This is a genomic window from Herbidospora daliensis, assembly GCF_001570585.1.
GTDB classification, from domain to species: domain Bacteria; phylum Actinomycetota; class Actinomycetes; order Streptosporangiales; family Streptosporangiaceae; genus Herbidospora; species Herbidospora daliensis.
Window position 1 is genome coordinate 1,495,487 of record NZ_BBXF01000001.1, and the last position, 17,658, is coordinate 1,513,144.

19 protein-coding genes are annotated in these 17,658 nt (G+C 72.5%); 2 read left to right on the plus strand and 17 right to left on the minus strand.

What is annotated here, in order from left to right; genetic code table 11:
* Nucleotides 1-54: 54 nt before the first annotated feature.
* The 13 genes from AW274_RS06080 to nadD form a co-directional block, all read right to left on the minus strand.
* A complete protein-coding gene (locus AW274_RS06080; RefSeq protein ID WP_083973853.1) occupies nucleotides 55-777 on the minus strand; it encodes an alanyl-tRNA editing protein in 723 nt (240 codons plus the stop codon).
* Entirely contained in the window at nucleotides 668-2,086 is a 1,419-nt protein-coding gene (locus AW274_RS38935; RefSeq protein WP_083973854.1) for a CynX/NimT family MFS transporter, read from the minus strand. Before AW274_RS38935 ends, AW274_RS06080 begins: the two co-directional genes overlap by 110 nt.
* A gap of 123 nt (nucleotides 2,087-2,209) precedes the next feature.
* Nucleotides 2,210-2,773, minus strand: a complete 564-nt coding sequence (locus tag AW274_RS06090; protein ID WP_062430015.1) for an SRPBCC family protein — start codon at nucleotides 2,771-2,773, stop codon at nucleotides 2,210-2,212.
* 30 nt (nucleotides 2,774-2,803) lie between these two features.
* Complete coding sequence (locus AW274_RS06095; protein WP_062430016.1) at nucleotides 2,804-3,196, minus strand: hypothetical protein; 393 nt, start codon at nucleotides 3,194-3,196, stop codon at nucleotides 2,804-2,806.
* Complete coding sequence (locus AW274_RS06100) at nucleotides 3,193-3,543, minus strand: hypothetical protein (protein WP_062430017.1); 351 nt, start codon at nucleotides 3,541-3,543, stop codon at nucleotides 3,193-3,195. The genes AW274_RS06095 and AW274_RS06100 overlap by 4 nt, the downstream gene beginning before the upstream one ends.
* Nucleotides 3,544-3,564: 21 nt before the next feature.
* Complete coding sequence (locus tag AW274_RS06105) at nucleotides 3,565-4,200, minus strand: response regulator transcription factor (protein WP_062430018.1); 636 nt, start codon at nucleotides 4,198-4,200, stop codon at nucleotides 3,565-3,567.
* Nucleotides 4,197-5,312, minus strand: a complete 1,116-nt coding sequence (locus tag AW274_RS06110) for a sensor histidine kinase (RefSeq protein ID WP_062430019.1) — start codon at nucleotides 5,310-5,312, stop codon at nucleotides 4,197-4,199. Before AW274_RS06110 ends, AW274_RS06105 begins: the two co-directional genes overlap by 4 nt.
* 55 nt (nucleotides 5,313-5,367) lie before the next feature.
* A complete protein-coding gene (locus AW274_RS06115; protein WP_157519797.1) occupies nucleotides 5,368-6,462 on the minus strand; it encodes a carboxylate-amine ligase in 1,095 nt (364 codons plus the stop codon).
* A 40-nt stretch (nucleotides 6,463-6,502) separates the two neighbouring features.
* Nucleotides 6,503-8,287: an ABC transporter ATP-binding protein gene (locus tag AW274_RS06120; protein ID WP_062430021.1), complete on the minus strand. Its 1,785-nt coding sequence runs from the start codon at nucleotides 8,285-8,287 to the stop codon at nucleotides 6,503-6,505.
* The gene (locus AW274_RS06125) at nucleotides 8,284-9,999 is read right to left on the minus strand and encodes an ABC transporter ATP-binding protein (RefSeq protein WP_232319994.1); all 1,716 of its coding nucleotides are present in this window, start codon (nucleotides 9,997-9,999) and stop codon (nucleotides 8,284-8,286) included. Before AW274_RS06125 ends, AW274_RS06120 begins: the two co-directional genes overlap by 4 nt.
* A 51-nt stretch (nucleotides 10,000-10,050) precedes the next feature.
* A complete protein-coding gene (locus AW274_RS06130; protein WP_062430023.1) occupies nucleotides 10,051-10,692 on the minus strand; it encodes a histidine phosphatase family protein in 642 nt (213 codons plus the stop codon).
* Nucleotides 10,689-11,090 (minus strand): ribosome silencing factor, encoded by a 402-nt coding sequence (gene rsfS, locus AW274_RS06135; protein WP_062430024.1) that lies wholly within the window; start codon nucleotides 11,088-11,090, stop codon nucleotides 10,689-10,691. Before rsfS ends, AW274_RS06130 begins: the two co-directional genes overlap by 4 nt.
* Nucleotides 11,091-11,170: 80 nt before the next feature.
* Entirely contained in the window at nucleotides 11,171-11,770 is a 600-nt protein-coding gene (gene nadD, locus AW274_RS06140) for a nicotinate-nucleotide adenylyltransferase (RefSeq protein WP_083973856.1), read from the minus strand.
* A gap of 65 nt (nucleotides 11,771-11,835) precedes the next feature.
* On the opposite strand from nadD, the gene AW274_RS06145 reads away from it, so the two are divergent.
* Nucleotides 11,836-12,855, plus strand: coding sequence for a M48 family metallopeptidase (locus tag AW274_RS06145; protein WP_083973857.1), 1,020 nt, complete (start codon nucleotides 11,836-11,838; stop codon nucleotides 12,853-12,855).
* Here AW274_RS06145 and AW274_RS38570 read toward each other — a convergent pair.
* From AW274_RS38570 to AW274_RS41105, 3 genes are read right to left on the minus strand one after another with little or no spacing between them, the layout of a single operon-like run.
* The gene (locus AW274_RS38570) at nucleotides 12,852-15,089 is read right to left on the minus strand and encodes a serine/threonine protein kinase (RefSeq protein WP_063813080.1); all 2,238 of its coding nucleotides are present in this window, start codon (nucleotides 15,087-15,089) and stop codon (nucleotides 12,852-12,854) included. The two genes, AW274_RS06145 and AW274_RS38570, sit on opposite strands and share 4 nt — an antisense overlap.
* Nucleotides 15,090-15,141: 52 nt before the next feature.
* Nucleotides 15,142-15,525, minus strand: a complete 384-nt coding sequence (locus AW274_RS06155; RefSeq protein ID WP_062335163.1) for a DoxX family protein — start codon at nucleotides 15,523-15,525, stop codon at nucleotides 15,142-15,144.
* Nucleotides 15,522-15,677 carry a hypothetical protein gene (locus AW274_RS41105; RefSeq protein ID WP_198169028.1) on the minus strand — a complete coding sequence of 52 codons (156 nt, stop codon included), beginning with the start codon at nucleotides 15,675-15,677 and terminating at the stop codon, nucleotides 15,522-15,524. The genes AW274_RS06155 and AW274_RS41105 overlap by 4 nt, the downstream gene beginning before the upstream one ends.
* Before the next feature lie 86 nt (nucleotides 15,678-15,763).
* On the opposite strand from AW274_RS41105, the gene AW274_RS06160 reads away from it, so the two are divergent.
* A complete protein-coding gene (locus AW274_RS06160; protein WP_063813081.1) occupies nucleotides 15,764-16,408 on the plus strand; it encodes a LuxR C-terminal-related transcriptional regulator in 645 nt (214 codons plus the stop codon).
* On the opposite strand, the gene AW274_RS06165 is transcribed toward AW274_RS06160, so the two are convergent.
* A complete protein-coding gene (locus AW274_RS06165) occupies nucleotides 16,405-17,655 on the minus strand; it encodes a glutamate-5-semialdehyde dehydrogenase (protein WP_062430027.1) in 1,251 nt (416 codons plus the stop codon). The two genes, AW274_RS06160 and AW274_RS06165, sit on opposite strands and share 4 nt — an antisense overlap.
* Nucleotides 17,656-17,658 lie beyond the last annotated feature (3 nt).

Genomic DNA, 17,658 nt, shown 5'->3' on the forward strand with positions numbered 1-17,658 from the left:
GAGGCGAGGTCAGGTCGCCTCGGGCGGCCACCCTTATTTCCCGCCCGAAGCCCGCTATCTGCGGGCGACCCGCGTCGTCATGGCCAGTTCGTCGCCGTCGAGGGCGAACTCCACCGCGACCGCGTTGAGCTCCCCGGTGCTGGTCAGATGGGTGCCCCCGCACGGGATCGACGCCTCGGCCCCGGGCAGCAGGCAGCGCCACGTGCGGCGGGCGGTCAGCTCCTCGTCGGGACAGTCGACCCACACGGGCGCGTCGGCCGCGATCCACTCCTTGAGACGCTCGCCCACCTGCTCGGTCGTCGCGGCGAGGTCGAGCCCGGCCGGATCGAAGCCCTTGCGCCGCAGCGACTTGCCCAGCCGGTAGACGTCGCGGCTGCCGTGGTTCAGGATCCGCGACGAGGTGATCGCCAGCTGGTCGAAGTCGGGGTGGCCGAGACTGTCGGTCCTGGCCTCCTTGCGCCACAACGGCGCCAGCGCCTCGTTGAGCGCCAGCGCCGTCAGATGGCAGGCGGTGTGGCCGGCCGAGAGGCCGTGCCGGCGGTCGGGGTCGACCCACAACTCGACCTGGCCCTCGATGGGCTCCTCCATGATGTGGACGACCAGCCAGTGCCACCCCTCGGCGCCCCGCTTCACGGGGATCTCGTCGCCGATGTAGAGGGTCTGGCCGTCAGTCGCACCGGTCTGGCAGTCGACCACCCGGGCCCCGGCGAGCAGTCCGGTGTCGGCCGGCTGGTCGGGCCAGGCGTGGTCGAGTGGGTGGAACGGGGTCCGGGCCACGATCACTCCGTGACCGCCCCCCAGCGGCACCCGCGCGACCACTTCCGACGACCCGGTCAGCCCGCCCTTGGGATAGGTGACCTGGGTCGATGCGCGAAGGTCCATGACTGTCATTATCGGGCACGGCGTCCAGGACCCGATCGCCGCCCACGTACCATCCGGTGACCGCCTGGGCCGCCACGACCACGAAGAGCAGGGCGAACGGCAACGTCCAGCCGCCGGAGACCTGGTAGAGCAGGCCGACCACCAGCGGCCCGGCCCCGGCGATGAGGTATCCGGCGCTCTGCCCGAACGCCGACAGGGCGGCGGTGGCCTCGGCGGTCCGGGTGCGCAGCCCCAGCAGCGCCAGGGCCAGCGGGAACGAGCCCATGGCGAGCGACAGCACCAGCGTCCACACGATGATCGCCTGGCCGGTCATCAGCCCGGCGAAGCCGATCACGTAGATCGCGACGAAGCCGAGGACCAGGGCCCGCTGGTCGCGCATGCGGGTCGCCAGGGCGGGCACCACGAGCGAGACGGGGATGCCGACCGCCGCGAAGATCGCCATGACGGTCCCGGTCTGCTCGCCGGTGAACCCGTGGTCGAGCAGGAACTGCGGGAACCAGCCGAAGATGACGTACGCGATCAGGCTCTGCGAGCCGAAGTAGCCGGCCATGGCCCAGGCGAGCCGGTTGCGGAGCAGGTCACCCGGCCTGATCGCGGCGGCGGTGCCGCGCTCGGGCTCGGTGCGCAGCAGCGCGAGCCACGGGATGACCGCCACGGCCGCCAGCGCCGCCCACACCCCGAGGGCGACGTGCCAGTCGCCGTCGGCGGCCTTCTGGATCGGCACGGTCGCGGCCGCCGAGATCATCGTGCCGAACGCCAGCCCGACCGAGTACAGCGTGGTCAGCGGCCCCGGCCGGGCCGGGAAGTGCCGCTTGATCAGCGTCGGGATCAGCACGTTGCCGATCGCGCCGCCCGAGAGCGCGACGGCGCTGGCCAGCAGGAACACCGCGGTGTGGTCGACCATCGACCGGATCAGCAGGCCCACGCCGGTGAGCACCAGCGCGGCCACCAGCAGCCGGTGTTCCCCGGCCCGTCGGGACAGGGCCGGGGTCACCGCGCCGAAGGCGGCGAAACAGAGGACCGGCAGCGTGGTGAGCACCCCCGCGGTCACCGCCGACATGCCGAGAGAGTCTCTGATCTGGTCCAGGACGGGGCCGACGCTGCTGACCGCGGTACGCAGGTTCAGCGCGGCCAGCACGATCCCCAGCGCCACCAGCCAGGCGATCGATCCGGTACGACTTCGGCGGGCGGCGATCGCTGCCATGCCTAACTCAATCCCCCACTCATCGAATCATCCTATGATTCGACAAAGCTTAGGACCTTTTTGTCCTGTTAGGCAAACGAGATGTAACAAACGTGGGCGGCCCGGAGGCCGCCCACGGGTGAGTCAGGCCACCGGAGGCGGGCCCTCACCAGGACGGGGAGTCCCATAGGGCCGGGGCGTCGGCCCGGGCGGGGGCAGGGTTGCGTCGCCCGGCAGGACGCCGCCCGGCTCGTGCCGGTCGCCGACGTCGCCGCGCCAGCCGCCGGTCTCGTCGCCGCGCGACTCGATGAACTCCTTGAACCGGTCGAGGTCGCCGTTGACCCGCATGCGGACGATCTGCAGCGCGTCTCCCACGGTCTCGGTGAAGCCCTCGGGGTCGTACTCCATGCGCAGCGTGACCCGGCAGGCGGCGGCTCCGAGGGTCTCGAAGGTCACCGTCCCCGACTGGCGGGGACGCTCCATCGACCGCCACGCGATGCGGTGGTCGGGGGTCTGCTCGGTGATCTCGGCCTCGAACTCGCGCCGGATCCCGGCGATCTCGACGACCCAGTGCGTCCGCCGGTCGTCGAGCTGCTTGACCGACTCCACGCCTTCCATGAATTCGGGGAAGGACTCGAACTGCGTCCACTGGTTGTAGGCGGTACGGATCGGCACATCAACGTCCACTGTGTGTTCGATCGTGCTCACTGCCGTTCCTCCTGAAATGTAGGGGAACGGTCACCCCTGCCCGCGTCTGCGGTTTCCGAACAACCAGACGAGCCCGATCACCGGCAGCACGAGTGGGATGAACAGATAGCCGCTGCCGTAACCCGACCAGACGGTCGCGTGCGGGAACGCCTGGGAGTCGACGATCGACAGGGTGCCGACGACCAGCACCCCGGCCAGCTCGATCAGGCACGCCGCCACCGCCAGCCGCTCGTTCCCCCTGGCCAGCGCCACGGTGAGGACGATGTAGACGGCCGCCGCGAACGCCGAGAGCGAGTAGGCCAGCGGCGCCTCGGAGAACTTCGCGGCGATCTGCACCCCGGCCCGCGCCGAGGCGGCCAGCGCGAAGATCCCGTAGACCGCGACGAGCACCCGCCCCGGCCCGGTGTTCACCCCGGTGGTCACGCCATGTCCCACAGCTGGAGCAGCCGCCCCGTCATGACCCCGGCTGTGAAGGCGGCCACCGCGATCACCGCGGGACCCCACCGGGTGCGTTCGGCCCGACCCCACCACAACGCCGCCGGCGGAATGACGATCGTGCCGATGAGGTAGCCGACGAAGGTGGCCTGCTCGGTCACCTGACCGGCCTTCGGGAACGCGATCACGGCCTGCACGACGAGGGCGAGCTCGACCAGGACCAGCCCGGCCAGGATGAGCGCCCCCATGGGCCGGTTCCGGATCGCCGTGACCAGGGAGACGACGGCCAGCAGCAGGGCCGCGCCGATCACCCATCCGGAATAGGCGGAGAACATGCCCAGCAGGGTACCGGTGGCCTATGCCAGTCCGTGCTCCACCGCCAGCACCGCCAGCCTGATCCGGTTGGCGCACCCGGTCTTGGCCATCACGCTGGCCACGTGGGTCTTCACGGTCGTGACGCCCAAGCTGAGCCGCTCGGCGATCTCGGGGTTCGACAGGCCCGCGCCGACCAGCGCGAGCACCTCGCGCTCGCGCCGGGTGATCGGCAGCGGCGGCGGCTCCCCCGCCGGGACGTGGGTGACCGCGCGCTCGACGATCCGGGCCAGCGCCGACCGGGAGAAGGCCCGGTCGCCGTCGGCGGCCTTCCGCACGGCGTCGAGCAGCTCGGCGGGCGGGGTGTCCTTGACGAGGAAGCCGCAGGCCCCGGCGGTCAGCACGGCGTAGAGGTTCTTGTCGTCGTCGAAGGTGGTCAGGGCCAGCACCCGCGTCGCCGGGCGGGCGGCGGTGATCCGCCGGGTGGCCGCGACCCCGTCGAGGCCGGGCATGCGCAGGTCCATCAGCACGACGTCGGGGACCAGGTCGTCGACGAGCCTGACCGCGTCGGCGCCGCCGCCGGCCTCCCCCACCACCTCGACGTCGGCGGCCGAGTCGAACAGCATGCGCAGGCCCATGCGGACCAGCTGCTGGTCGTCGACGAGGAGCACGCGGATCATGTCAGCACCTCCGGAAAGGTCGCCCGCACCCGCCAGCCGGGCCGCCCCGGTCCGGCCGGTCCGGCGGTCAGGCTGCCGCCGAGCAGTTCGACGCGCTCGCGCATGCCGAGCAGGCCGTGCCCGGTGCGCGCGGCCGGGGGTTCGCGCCCGGCCCCGTCGTCGTCGATCTCCACCCGGACCGTACCGGCGAGGCGGGTCACCCGCAGGGAGGCGCGAGCCGAGGGGCCCGCGTGCGTGGCGGCGTTGGCCAGGCCCTCCTGGGCGACGCGGAGGACCGCGAGGCCGCGTACCGGATCGAGGTCGGCGACCCCCGGGTCGACGGCCGACTCGACCACCAGCCCGGTGCCCTTGGCCCGGTCGACCACCGCGCCGAGCGCGTCGGGCAGCCCGCCGGGGTCGACGAACGAGGCGTCGAGCGGCGCCCGCAGCACCCCGACGAGCCGCCGCAGGTCGTCGAGGGCGGCCGAACCGGCGGAGTGCAGGTCGTCGAGCACCTCGGTCACCCGGGGGTCGGCGCCGGGCCCCAGCACGTGGCGGGCCACCCCGACGCGCAGCACCATCGAGGAGACGTGGTGGGCGACCAGGTCGTGCAGCTCGCGGGCGATGGCCGCGCGTTCGGCCGCCCGCGCCGCCTCGACCCGCGCGGCCGCGCCGTCGCGTTCCCGCCGCGCGGTCTCCCCGGCCAGCCGCACGTAGCCGCCGAGCAGCAGCGGCACGCCCTGGAGGATCACCACGCGGAACCCGACCTCGCCGGGCGACCCGGCGTGCCAGCAGACGGCGAGCCCGCAGGCCGCCGCCGCGCCGAGCACCTGCCGGAGCGGCGAGCGCACCGCCGTCTCGAACAGCAGCACGCAGGTCAGCACCTTGAGCGCGGGGGTGACCGCGAACGCGTTCAGCTCGCCGAACAGCAGCAGCCCGGCCGCGATCAGCGTGGCCGCCGCCGGCGACCACCGGCAGACCCCGGCCAGCGCCAGCGCGAGCAGGGCCAGCGCCCAGTCGCGACCCTGCACGCCCGGGATGATCCACACCAGGTCACCCACCAGTGCGGCCAGCAGGATCGCCAGCCGCACCAGGATGTAGTCAGGCTCGAAGACACGCTCGATCCACACCACGCGAGGAGCGTAACCGGCCGGATCGCCGGAAACCTCCTCCCGCGGCAGGACCCGGTCAGCCCTCGGCGGTCTCCCGGACCAGCAGGTCCACCACATCGGTGGCCTGCCCCTTCTTCCGGTACGCCGCCCGCTGCCGCGCCGCCGACCCGCCGAGCCGCACCGTTTCGAGGGCGAGCGCCGAGACGGTCTCCCAGTCGCCGAGCGCCTCCAGGGTCGGCCGCAGCTCCTCCAGCAGCGTCTCCACCAGCAGGCCCGCCGGGACCGGTTTCCCGGTGAGCGGCGAGATGAGGTCGCCGCTCAGCCCGGAGCGGGCCGCCCGCCAGGTCGCCGCGCGCAGCAGCGGAGGCCGATGGTCGAGCCGGGGCGGGGTCCCGGCCTCGACCGCGTCGGTCTCCCTGACGACCAGGGCCCGGAACAGCCCGGCCAGCAGGATCATGTCGTCGACCCGGGGGACCGCGTCGCACACCCGCAGCTCCATCGTCGGCACGTGGGCCGACAGGCGGATGTCGAAGTAGACCATCCCGGGGTCGTCGATGACCCCCGACGTGACCAGGTCGGCGACGGCCTGGTCGTACTCGGCCGCCGAGGCGAACGGCCCGAGCGGCCCGGCGGTCGGCCAGCGCTGCCAGGCCAGGGCCCGGCTGCTGGCGTAGCCGCTGTCGGCCTCGAACCAGTAGGGCGAACTCGCCGAGACGGCCAGTAAGACGGGCAACCACGGCTGCACCCGCTGCGCCACCAGCACGGCCAGGTCGCGGTCGGTGATCTCCACGTGGACCTGGCCGCCGCAGATGAACTGCTCGCGGGCGATGAACTGGTAGCTGTCGAGCAGGTATTCGTACCGTTCGTCGGCGGTGAGCTCGAACCCCTCCGTGCCGTGCAGGGGGGCGGTGCCGGAGCCGACGATGGCCAGGCCGTGGGGTTCGGCGCTGGTGATCAGGCGACGGCGCAGGCCGACCAGGTCGGCGCGCAGGGCCGCCAGGTCGGGGGTCGGGGTGCTGTTGGTCTCGACGACGGCCCGCTGGAGCTCGGCCGAGAAACTGCTGTCGGGAAGCCCGTCGAGGACGACATGGGCCTGAGGGGTCAGCCGGCGGCTGACGAGATCGACGACGTGGAATTCCTCTTCCACGCCCAGCGCCACCAAGCGAGTCATAAGACGTGATCTACCCATCATCCGGTGAATGAGTGACGAACTAGGTCAAGCTCTGGATCCAGGCCCGATGGAGGCCCGCGAACCGTCCCGCCGCGGCGATCAGCTCGCCGGGCGGGCCGTCTTCCACCACCCGGCCGCCGTCGATCACGAGAACGCGGTCGGCGATCTCCACGGTCGACAGCCGGTGGGCGATGATCAGGGCGGTCCGGCCCGCCAGCACGGTCCGCAGAGCGCGCTGGACGAGCCGTTCGCCGGGGACGTCGAGGCTGGAGGTGGCCTCGTCGAGGATGAGCACGGCCGGGTCGGCCAGGAACACCCGGGCGAACGCGACGAGCTGCCGCTGCCCGGCCGACATGCGGGCGCCCCGCTTGCCGGCCTCGCCGTCGAGCGAGGAGACGAACCCGGATACCCCGACCGCGGCGGCGGCCGCCTCGACCTCGGCCGTGGACGCCGACGGCCGCCCGAACCTGATGTTGTCGGCCACGCTGCCGCCGAACAGGTAGTTCTCCTGCGTGACCATGACCACCGCGCGGCGCAGCCGCTCTTCGGCCAGGTCGCGCAGGTCGACGCCGTCGAGGGTGATCGCGCCGGTGACGGGGTCGTAGAACCGGGCGATCAGCTTGGCCAGCGTCGTCTTCCCGGCCCCCGTCGCCCCGACGACCGCGACGGTCTGCCCGGCGGGCACGGTCAGGTCGAGCCGGTGCAGCACCGGGACGTCGGGGTGGTAGTGGAAGCGCACGTCCCGGAAGACGACCTCGCCCCGCGCGGCGGGCAGGGCGACCGGCACGAGCGGCTCCGGCACGCCGGGGCGCTCCTCCAGCACCCCGGACAACTTCTCCAGCGCCGCCCCCGCCGACTGGAGCGTGTTGTAGAACTGCGAGATCTCCTGCATCGGCTCGTAGAACTGCCGCAGATACAGCAGGAACGCGGCCAGCACCCCGACGGTGACCTCGCCGTGGATCGCCAGCCAGCCGCCGTAGACCAGCACCGCCGCGATGGTGACGTTGCCGAGCAGCTTCACGCCGGGCTGGAACAGCGCGATGAGCCGCATGCCGGCCAGGTTGGCGGCCCGGTAGCGCTCGTCGAGCTCCTCGAAGATCTCCTGGTTCCTGTCCTCCCTGCGGAAGGTCTGCGCCGCCCGGATGCCGGTCATCGATTCCACGAAGTGGACGATCACCCCGGCGACCGCCTCGCGGCTGCGCCGGTAGGTCACCAGGGAGGCCCGCCGGAACCAGCGCGCCATCAGGAACAGCACCGGGAACGGCGCCAGCGCGACCAGCCCGAGCCGCACGTCGAGCACGAGCAGCATCACGGCCGTGCCGAACAGGGTCAGCACGGCCGTGATCAGCCCGTCGAAGCCGCCCGCGACCAGTTCGGCGATGGCCTCCACGTCGGAGGTCAGCCGCGAGATCACCCGCCCCGAGGTGTACTTCTCGTGGAAGGCCGGAGACAGCCGCTGGAACTGCTCGAACACCCGCCGCCGCAGCTCCAGCAGCGTCTCCTGGCCGATCTGGCCGGAGAACCGGAGGAACGCCTGCCGCGTCAGCGCCTGCGTGACCGCGCAGCCGAGGATGGCCGCGACGATCAGCAGCAGCGTCCGGGTGCCCGCCGGGATGCCGGTGTCGATGCCGACCTTCACCAGGTAGGGGATGGCCAGCCCGGCCGCGTTCGCCACCACGATCAGGACCACCAGCAGCCCGATCGCCCGGCGGTGCGGGCGCAGCAGGTCGCCGAGCAGCCGCCGCGACCGGGTCCGGAGCAGGACGTCGGCCGCCGCGTCGAGGTCGTCGCGGTTCTCCGCCGCGACGCCACGCCAGTCGGTCAACTCAGCACCTCCTCCGCCGCCAGGAGCGCCCGATACCCCGGGACCTGGGCCAATAACTCCCGGTGCGTGCCGACGTGGGTGATCGTCCCGCCGTCGAGGAGGGCGACCCGGTCGGCCAGCAGCACCGTGGAGGCGCGGTGGGCGACCACGATCCCGGTCGCGTCGGCCAGCACGTGGCGCAGGGCGTCCTCGACCAGCGCCTCGGTCTCGACGTCGAGCGCCGACAGGGTGTCGTCGAGCACCAGGATCCGGGGCCGCCCGAGCACCGCGCGGGCCAGCGCGAGCCGCTGCCGCTGCCCGCCCGAGAGCGACATGCCCTGCTCGCCGATCCGGGTGTCGAGCCCCCACGGCAGGTCGTACGCGAAGGTCGCCTGCGCCACCTCCAGCGCCTCCCGCACCTCGGCGTCGGAGGCGTCGCGGCGACCGAGCGTGACGTTCTCGCGCACGCTCATCGAGAACAGCGTCGCCTCCTCGAACGCCGTCGCCACGATCGACCGCAGGCACGGCAGGGTCAGGTCGCGGACGTCGTGCCCGTCGACGGTCACCCGCCCGGAGGTGACGTCGACGAGCCGGGGCACCAGCGCGGTGAGCGTGGTCTTGCCCGAGCCGGTCGCCCCGACGACGGCCAGGGTCTCGCCCGGCCGGACCTCCAGCCAGAGGTCGTCGAGCACCGGCCGGTCGGCGCCGGGGAAGCGGAACCCGGCGCCCTCGAACCGCAGGTGCCCGCGCGGCCGGTCGAGCACGAGCGGGCCGCCGACGATGGCGGGCTCGGTGTCGAGCACCTCCAGCACCCGGTCGGCGGCGGTCATCGCCTCCTGCCCCATGGCCAGGATGAACCCGAGCGAGGAGACCGGCCAGACCAGCTGCAGCACGAACGAGGTGAACGCCACCAGCGCGCCCAGCGTCAGCGCTCCCCCGCCGACCGCCGTCGCCCCGAGCAGCAGCACCAGCGCCAGGGTGACGCTGGGCACGATCTCGAGGAAGGTGAAGAACCGGGACGACAGCCGCACCTTGCCCAGCGCGGTCTCCTTGACGGTGACCGCGAGGCGGTCGTACCGGGAGAAGACGTGGCCCCCTCGGCCGAACGCCTTGATCGTGCGGATGCCCAGCGCCGACTCCTCGACGTGGGTGGCCAGGTCGCCCTGGCGGTCCTGGAGCGTGCGGGAGATCGCCCGGTAGCGCTTCTCGAACCGGGCCGACACCACGATGACCGGCACCGCCGCCAGGGCGACGAGCAGGCCGAGCGGCCAGTGGAGCCGCAGGAGCAGGAACGTCACCACGGCGAGCTGGATGACGTTCATGACGAGGAACAGCGCGCCGAATCCGAAGAACCGGCGGATGGTGCCGAGGTCGGTGGTGGCGCGGGACAACAACTGCCCCGACTGCCACTCGTCGTGGAAGGCCATCGGCAGCCGCTGGAGGTGGGCGTAGATGTCGTCGCGGAGGGCGGTCTCCACGCCGAACACCGCCACACCCTGCGTCCAGCGGCGGAACCAGGTCATGACCGCCTCGACCACGCCCAGCGCGAGGGCGAGCAGGCCGAGGGGGATCAGGGCGGCGAGATCGCCGCGGGCGATGGGCCCGTCGATGATCTCCTTGCCGACCAGGGGGATCGCGAGCCCGGCGGCGATACCGGCGACCGCGGCGATCCAGCTGACGATGACGACGGTTGCGAAGGGCCGGAGATAGGACTTGAGTCGCCAGAGGGACAACAAGTGCATAGTCCCAACGACTACAGGCTCAGCCCGTTTCCCGGGAGGCCACTATCGCGTGCCGTCGTCCTGGAACTCCGGTTTGTCGTCGCTGCTGACGGGTTCGGGCAGGGTGCCGGCGTTGTGCTCGCCGACCCGCCAGCCCTTGCGGCCCTCCTTGAGCAGCGACCACGAGCAGTTGCCGAGCCCGCCGAGCGTGTGCCAGTGCTCCCGGGGCAGCCCCAGCAGGGCGAGCATGCCCAGGCGCAGCGCCGCGCCGTGGGAGACGACCACGAGCAGCCCGTCGTCGTCGATCTCCTCGACCCACCGGGACATCGCCGCCGACACCCGGCTCGCGACCTCGACCTCGGTCTCGCCGCCCGGAGGCTCGAAGGCGGCGTACTCGGCCGGCCAGCGGGCCGCCATGACGTCGCCCGTCAGGCCCTCCCACTCGCCGCCGCCGCGCTCGCGCAGCTCCTTGTCGACGGTGACCGGCAGGCCCGTCACCCGCCCCAGCGCCAGGGCGGTGTCATGGGCCCTGCTCAGGTCGCTCGACACGATCTTCGTCGGCCTGAGCGCCGCCAGCAGCGACGCCGACCGGGCCGCCTGGGCGACCCCGGTCTCGTCGAGCGGGATGTCGGTGTGGCCCTGGAACCGGTGTTCGACGTTCCAGCGGGTCTGGCCGTGCCGGAGGCAGACGATCCGCCGGCTCACCCCTCACCCCGCGCCCGCTGGGCGGCCGCCTCGGCGACGCTCTCGGGCAGCGCGATGGCCGGGCAGTCCTTCCAGAGACGCTCCAGGCCGTAGAAGTGGCGCTCCTCCTCGTGCTGCACGTGGACCACGATGTCGATGTAGTCGAGCAGCACCCAGCGGCCCTCCCGCTCGCCCTCACGGCGTACGGGCTTGGCCTCGGCGTCGACGCGCAGGCGCTCCTCGATCTCGTCGACGATGGCGCGGACCTGGCGGTCGTTGGAGGCGGAGCAGACGACGAATGCGTCGGTGATCACCAGCCGGTCGCTCACGTCGTAGGCGACGATGTCGTCGGCGAGCTTGTCGGCCGCGGCCTCGGCGGCGACCGAAACGAGCTGGATCGATCGTTCAGATGCGGTCACGATGCGGTTTGTTCCTCCATGACGGGGATGTGATCCCAGAGTGCCCACCCGTCGGGGCGCTCTTCAAGCCTATTGCCGCCCTATCGGTAAAGACCCCGCTTGCCGATGTACTGCACGATCCCGTCGGGCACCAGATACCAGATGGGCTGACCGGCGGCCACCCGCTCCCGGCACTCCGACGACGAGATCGACAGGGCCGGCACCTCGATCAGGCTGACCTTGCCCGTCGGCAGGCCCGGGTCGTGCAGGGTGTGGCCGGGCCGGGTGCAGCCCACGAAGTGGGCGATCGTGAACAGCTCCTCGGCGTCGCGCCAGCCGAGTATCTGGGCCAGCGCGTCGGCGCCGGTGATGAAGTAGAGCTCGGTCTCCGGCCCGTACGCGGCGGCGATCTCACGGAGCGTGTCGATCGTGTACGTCAGCCCCGGCCGGTCGACGTCGACCCGGCTCACCGAGAAGCGCGGGTTCGACGCCGTCGCGATCACGGTCATCAGATAGCGGTCCTCGGCGGCCGACACCGTCCGGTCGGCCTTCTGCCACGGCTGGCCCGTCGGCACGAAGACGACCTCGTCGAGGTCGAAGTGGTGGGCGACCTCGCTCGCGGCCACCAGGTGGCCGTGGTGGATGGGGTCGAAGGTGCCGCCCATGATGCCAAGCCGCCTGGTGGTGGCCCCGTTTCTCATAGCACGGACGATAACGTCCGGCCTCTCTCCGGGTTCATGCGCGGCGGGGGAAACACCGACGTAGCATGCCGAGCATGACCACTCCCGATCGCACCCGCACGCCGCTGCCCGGCATCAGTTCCCGCGCCTACGAGCACCCCGCGGACCGGTCCGCCCTGGTGGCGATGCGCTCGCTGACCGGGTTCGACTCGGTGCTCAAGCGCACCTCCGGGCTCTTCTCCGAGCGGCGGCTGCGCCTGATGTTCCTCGCGTCGGCCGTCCGCACGTCGGAGACCCAGTTCCGGGGCCTCTACGACATGGGCCGCGACAGCGCCTACATCCTCGACCTGGCCCGGATCCCCGAGGTCTACGTCCAGCAGGATCCCAAGGTCTACGCGATGGCGATCGGCTTCGACGAGCCCTTCATCGTCGTCTCGACCGGCTGTCTCGACCTGCTCGACGAAGAGGAGCTGCGGTTCGTCGTCGGTCACGAGACGGCCCACATCCTGTCGGGGCACGCGGTCTACGGCACGATGCTGCAGATCCTCACCCGGCTGGCCACGCGGGTCGCCTGGATCCCCCTCGGCTACATCGGCCTGCGCGTGATCGTCGCCGCCCTCGAAGAGTGGGCCCGCAAGGCCGAGATGTCGGCCGACCGCGGCGGCCTGCTCGCCGGTCAGGACCCCGAAGCCGCGCTGCGCGCCCTGATGAAGCTGGCCGGCGGCTCGCGCCTCCACGAGATGAACATCGAGGCCTTCCTCGACCAGGCCCGCGAGTACGACACCGCCGGCGACGTCCGCGACGGCCTGCTCAAGGTGCTCAACCTCCTCGGCACCACCCACCCGTTCGCGGTCACCCGGGTCGCCGAGCTCGACCGCTGGCGCCGCAGCGGCGACTACGAGCGCATCCTCACCGGCGACTACCCCCACCGCACCGACGACCACAACGCCAAGGTCTCCGAGGAGGTCAAGGCCGCCGCGGCGTCCTACCGCGAGTCGTGGTCGCAGTCGCAGGACCCGTTCATCGGCGTGCTGCGCGACGTCGCCGAGGGCGCGGTCAACGCCGGGGAGCGCATCTTCAACCGCTTCTCGCGGAGGGAGAACTAGAAGAGCGACCCGACGATCCTGACGGCGGCGGCGCAGATCGCGACGAACCCGCCGAGCACCGCCAGCGCGCGCAGCCCCTCCCTGCGCAGCTCCGGCAGCTCGGCGCCGACCTTCTCGACCTCGCGGCCGATGATCGCGCCGCAGACCACGCTGAAGACCAGCCCCGCGACCGTGACGGGCACCGCCTGCTCCCACCACCTGGGGGCGAGCTCGCCTCCCGCGGTCGCCCACATCGCCCCGAACGCCAGCGCCCCCGCGGGCAGCCCCGGCCAGGCGACCCCGGCGATCAGCGCCCCCGAGAACGACACCGGGAACAGCCCGATCCGCATCGCCCTCTTCAGCCGTCCGGGCCGCCGCTTCCGCGTCAGCCAGTGCCCCACCCAGAGCGCGCGGGCCAGCACGACGAACACCCCGGTCACCGCGAACGTGGCGACCGGGTAGACCACACACCCGATCACACACGGCACCGCCACGGCGGCCAGCACCAGCAGCGAGGTCCCGCCCGTGGGCACCGCCTCGGGCGGCGGCTTGACACTCCGCCTCCGCCGCGTCTGCACCACGGCCTCGGCCCCGAGCCGTGAGTCGGCCTCTTCCCGCCCGGCTTTGTCCTTTGTACGCCGAGACTCGACCGACAACGCCCCGGACTCCCCGGCCCGCCGCGCACCGTCACCCGAACCGGAATCCCTGGTCCGGCGGCTCTCGGCGGCCCCGGCTTCCCTGGTACGACGGCCTGAATCAGCCGTACCCGTCCCGGCGGCCTCCCGCGACCGCCGGCCGCTCTCGGCAGCCCTGGAACCACCCGCACCACCGGTGTCGCGGGCCCGAGACCCGGCCTCGGCCGACCCGGCAGCGGCGGCGTCTCGAGTGCGACGGCCGTTCTCGGCCGCGCCGGATCCGGCGGCATCCGAGCCGCTCGTGTTTGAGTCCCTGGCTCGGCGAGCGCCGTCGGTGGAGCCGCCCGCACCGGAGTCCCGCGTGCGACGCCCCCCATCACCCGACCCCTCCGCAGTTGACTCACGCCCGCGACGGACACCGTCGGCCGAACCGGCCGCGCTGGAGTCGCGAGTACGACGAGTGCCGTCGGCCGAACCGCCCGCGTTGGATTCCCGGCTGCGGCGAGCGCCGTCGGCCGCCCCTGCGCCGCCCGCGTCCCGGGCGCGCCATCCTCCGTCGGCCGAACTCGCCGAATCCCGGCTGCCACGGCCGTCGTCGACCGGCCCCGCGTTGCTGGAACTCCAGCTGCGCCGCCCCGCGTCGGCCGAATCGACCGCGGTCTCACGGGAGCGACGGCCCTCCGGGCCGCTCCCCCGGTTCTCGCGGCCCCGGCGGCCGCCGTCGGTGTCGCGGCCTCCCGCGTCGTCGGCGGCGCTCTCGCGGCTTCGGGAGCGGCGGGAGGGCTCGCCCTCCGCCTCCTTCTCGCGGGCGTCGTGTTCCTCCGCCGCGCGGACCAGGCGGGTCATGCGGTCGGCGAGGATCGCGGCGGTGGGGCGTTTGGCCGGATCGCGGTTGAGGGCGGCCCTGATCTGCGGGAGCAGGGCCGGGGGCACGTCCTTCAGGTCGGCCTTGCCGTGGAGGATGGCGTACATCTGGGATTCGGCGGAGCCGCCGCCGAAGGTGGGGCGGCCGGTGGCGGCGAAGGCCACGGTCGCCGCCCAGGCGTGCAGGTCGGCCGGTTCGCCGACCTGTTCCCCGGCGAAGAGTTCGGGCGCGGCGTAGCCGGGGGTGCCGAGGAAGGTGCCGGTCTGGGTCATCCGGGTCGCGTCGAGGACCTGGGCGATGCCGAAGTCGATCAGCACCGGGCCCTCGTCGCCGATCAGCACGTTGGCCGGTTTCAGGTCGCGGTGCACGATCCCGGCGGCGTGGATGATCGCCAGCGCGGTGGCCAGGCCGCGCGCGAGGCGGATGACCTCCACCTCGGGCAGCGGCCCGTCGCGTTTCACCGCGCTGAGCAGGGTGTCGCCGGCGATGTGCTCCATGACCAGGTAGGGCCGGTCGCCGGAGAGGTCGGCGTCGAGGACCCGCGCCACGTAGGGGCTCTCCACCCGCCGCAGCGCGCGGACCTCGCGATCGAGCCGTAATCGGGCGTCGGCGTCGCCTTCGATGGCGTCGCGGAGCATCTTCAGGGCGACCTGCTCGCCCCGCTTGGTGGCCGCGAGATAGACCTCGCCCATGCCACCACGGCCCAGGCGCTCCAGGAGCGCGTATGGGCCGACCCGCCCCAGACGTCCACCCATAGGTGTGGTCACGATAGTGGAGCGCCACGACATTTCCCCGGAGCCACGCCGGTCATCGTCGGAAGACGTACCGATCCAAGGAGATCCGGCCGGGACCGGCCACGGCGAGCATGACCGCCACCGCGCCCAGGGCAGTGACGAGTTCGAACGAGCCGTCCTTGACGTGGACGAACAGGAACGCGCCCGACATGACCGCGAACAGCATGGCCCCGGCGAGGGCGGTCAGCAGCCCGAGCACGAGCATGATGCCGCCGCCGAGTTCGGCGACGGTGGCGAACCACGCCGACGCGCGCGGGGCGGGCACGCCCGCCTGGGTCATCGCCTGGGTGGTGGCGTCGATGCCGCCCCGGGCCTTGGCCCAGCCGTGCTGGATGAACGTGGTTCCGAGCGCGACCCGGCCGAACAGGGCGGCGGCGTCGTACAGGGCGGGCCTCACCGAAGCAGGGAGTCGAGGCGGGCGCCGCGCTCGGCCGGACGGGGGGCTGAGAGCCGCCAGCGAACCAGCCCATGCCGCTCCATGGCGAGCAGCAGCCGGTCGGCGCCCGCGACGACGGCCACGATGAAACTCAGCGTGACGAGAAGATCCATGCCTCCCATGATTCACCGGCGCTCACGCAGAGTGACTGAAGTGGTCGCCAAGTCATCCTCAAGAGCCTTAAGCCACTCTTTGACCCATGAGCGAACCCGTTACCGTCGTCGTGGCCGGCGAGACCTACCTCTACACCGAGGGGGTCCGCTGGGCCCTGGCCGAGGCCCCCGGGATCAAGCTGCTGGCGCTGGCCGACGACGGTCCGGACGCGCTGAGGGCCGCCGTCAAGCTCGGTCCCGACATCCTGCTGATCGACCTGGCGCTCCTGCACGAGGTCGACTACATCGCCCGCCGCTGTCCCGACGTGAAGATCATCGTGGTCAGCCAGCACGCCGACGAGCTCAGCCTGATGGCGGCCATGCGGGCGGGCGCCCGCGGCTACGTCATGACGAGCGCCCACCCGGCCGACCTGGCCGCCGCGATCCGCGCCGTGGGGGTCGGCCACCTGGTCTTCGCCCGCGAGGTCGCCGCCGGCCTGCGCGAGAAGCTGACGACCCGCTCGGCCCGGACCACCTTCCCCGAACTGACCACCCGCGAGCACGAGGTCCTGGAGCACCTGGCCGACGGCCGCAGCAACGCCGAGATCGCCAAGGTGATGTGCCTGGCGCCGAAGACGGTCCGCAACCACGTCAGCAACGTGCTGATGAAGCTGGAGGCCGAGAGCCGCTTCGACGCCGCCCTGCGGGCCCGCGACGCGGGCCTGGGCACCAGGGTCCTCGTCAGGGCCTAACCGCGCACGTGGCCTTCGCCCACGTAGACGAACTTGGTGGAGGTCAGCTCGGGCAGGCCCATCGGGCCGCGGGCGTGCAGCTTCTGGGTGGAGATGCCGATCTCGGCGCCGAAGCCGAACTCGCCGCCGTCGGTGAAGCGGGTCGAGGCGTTGACCGCCACCGCGGCCGAGTCGACCAGCGCGACGAAGCGCTTGGCCGCCGTCTGCGAGTCGGTGACGATCGCGTCGGTGTGGCCGGAGCCGTAACGCGTGATGTGGGCGACGGCGTCCTCCAGCGAGGGCACCACGGCGGCGGCGATGTCGTAGGAGAGGTACTCGGCGAAGTAGTCCTCCTCGGTCGCCGGGACCACGCCCTCGCCGCCCAGGGCGGCGGTCGCCGGGTCGCCGTGGACGGTCACCCCGGCCTCGGCCAGCGCCGCGACGGCCTTGGGCACGAACTCGGCGGCGATGGCCTCGTGGACGAGCAGTGTCTCGGCCGCGTTGCAGACCGACACCCGCTGGGCCTTGGCGTTCAGCAGGATCGTGAGGGCGCGCTCCTGGTCGGCGGCGGCGTCGACGTACACGTGGCAGACCCCGACGCCCGTCTCGATGACCGGCACCGACGACTCCTCGACGACCCTGTTGATCAGGGACGCGCCCCCGCGCGGGATCAGCACGTCGACGAGCCCGCGCGCCCGCAGGAGCTCCTTGGCGGATTCGTGGGTTAGCCCCGGCACCAGCTGCACCGCCCCGGCGGGCACCTCGGTGGCCGCCAGCGCCTCCTGCATGATCTTCACCAGCGCGGTGTTGGACGTGTAGGCGCTGGACGAGCCGCGCAGCAGCACCCCGTTGCCGCTCTTGAGGCAGAGCGCGGCGGCGTCGACGGTCACGTTCGGCCGGCCCTCGTAGATGATGCCGACGACGCCCAACGGCACCCGGATCTGGCGCAGTTCGAGCCCGTTGGGCAGCACCCCGCCGCGGATGACCTCGCCCACCGGGTCGGGCAGTTCGGCGATCTCCCGCACGGCGTCGGCGATCTGCCCGATGCGCGGCACGTCGAGGCGCAGCCGGTCGATCATCGCCTCGGACGTGCCCTCTTGCCGGGCCTTGGCGACGTCGGCGGCGTTGGCCTCGACGATCTCCTCCGCGCGGGCGACCAGGGCGTCGGCGACGGCGCGCAGCGCGGCGTCCTTGGCCGCGCGCGGCAGCGGGGCGAGCAGCCGGGAGGCATCCTTCGCCGCGTTCGCCACCTGCAGGAACTCGCTCATTGA

What these genes read in the sequence shown, in the direction of transcription:
- nadD (WP_083973856.1), bottom strand. Translation starts at nt 11,770, where the DNA reads ATGAGAAACGGGGCCACCACCAGGCGGCTTGGCATCATGGGCGGCACC.
- AW274_RS06105 (WP_062430018.1), bottom strand. Translation starts at nt 4,200, where the DNA reads ATGATCCGCGTGCTCCTCGTCGACGACCAGCAGCTGGTCCGCATGGGC.
- AW274_RS06100 (WP_062430017.1), bottom strand. Translation starts at nt 3,543, where the DNA reads ATGTTCTCCGCCTATTCCGGATGGGTGATCGGCGCGGCCCTGCTGCTG.
- AW274_RS06165 (WP_062430027.1), bottom strand. Translation starts at nt 17,655, where the DNA reads ATGAGCGAGTTCCTGCAGGTGGCGAACGCGGCGAAGGATGCCTCCCGG.
- AW274_RS06160 (WP_063813081.1), top strand. Translation starts at nt 15,764, where the DNA reads ATGAGCGAACCCGTTACCGTCGTCGTGGCCGGCGAGACCTACCTCTAC.
- AW274_RS41105 (WP_198169028.1), bottom strand. Translation starts at nt 15,677, where the DNA reads ATGGATCTTCTCGTCACGCTGAGTTTCATCGTGGCCGTCGTCGCGGGC.
- AW274_RS06115 (WP_157519797.1), bottom strand. Translation starts at nt 6,462, where the DNA reads ATGACTCGCTTGGTGGCGCTGGGCGTGGAAGAGGAATTCCACGTCGTC.
- AW274_RS38935 (WP_083973854.1), bottom strand. Translation starts at nt 2,086, where the DNA reads ATGGCAGCGATCGCCGCCCGCCGAAGTCGTACCGGATCGATCGCCTGG.
- AW274_RS06145 (WP_083973857.1), top strand. Translation starts at nt 11,836, where the DNA reads ATGCCGAGCATGACCACTCCCGATCGCACCCGCACGCCGCTGCCCGGC.
- AW274_RS38570 (WP_063813080.1), bottom strand. Translation starts at nt 15,089, where the DNA reads ATGGGTGGACGTCTGGGGCGGGTCGGCCCATACGCGCTCCTGGAGCGC.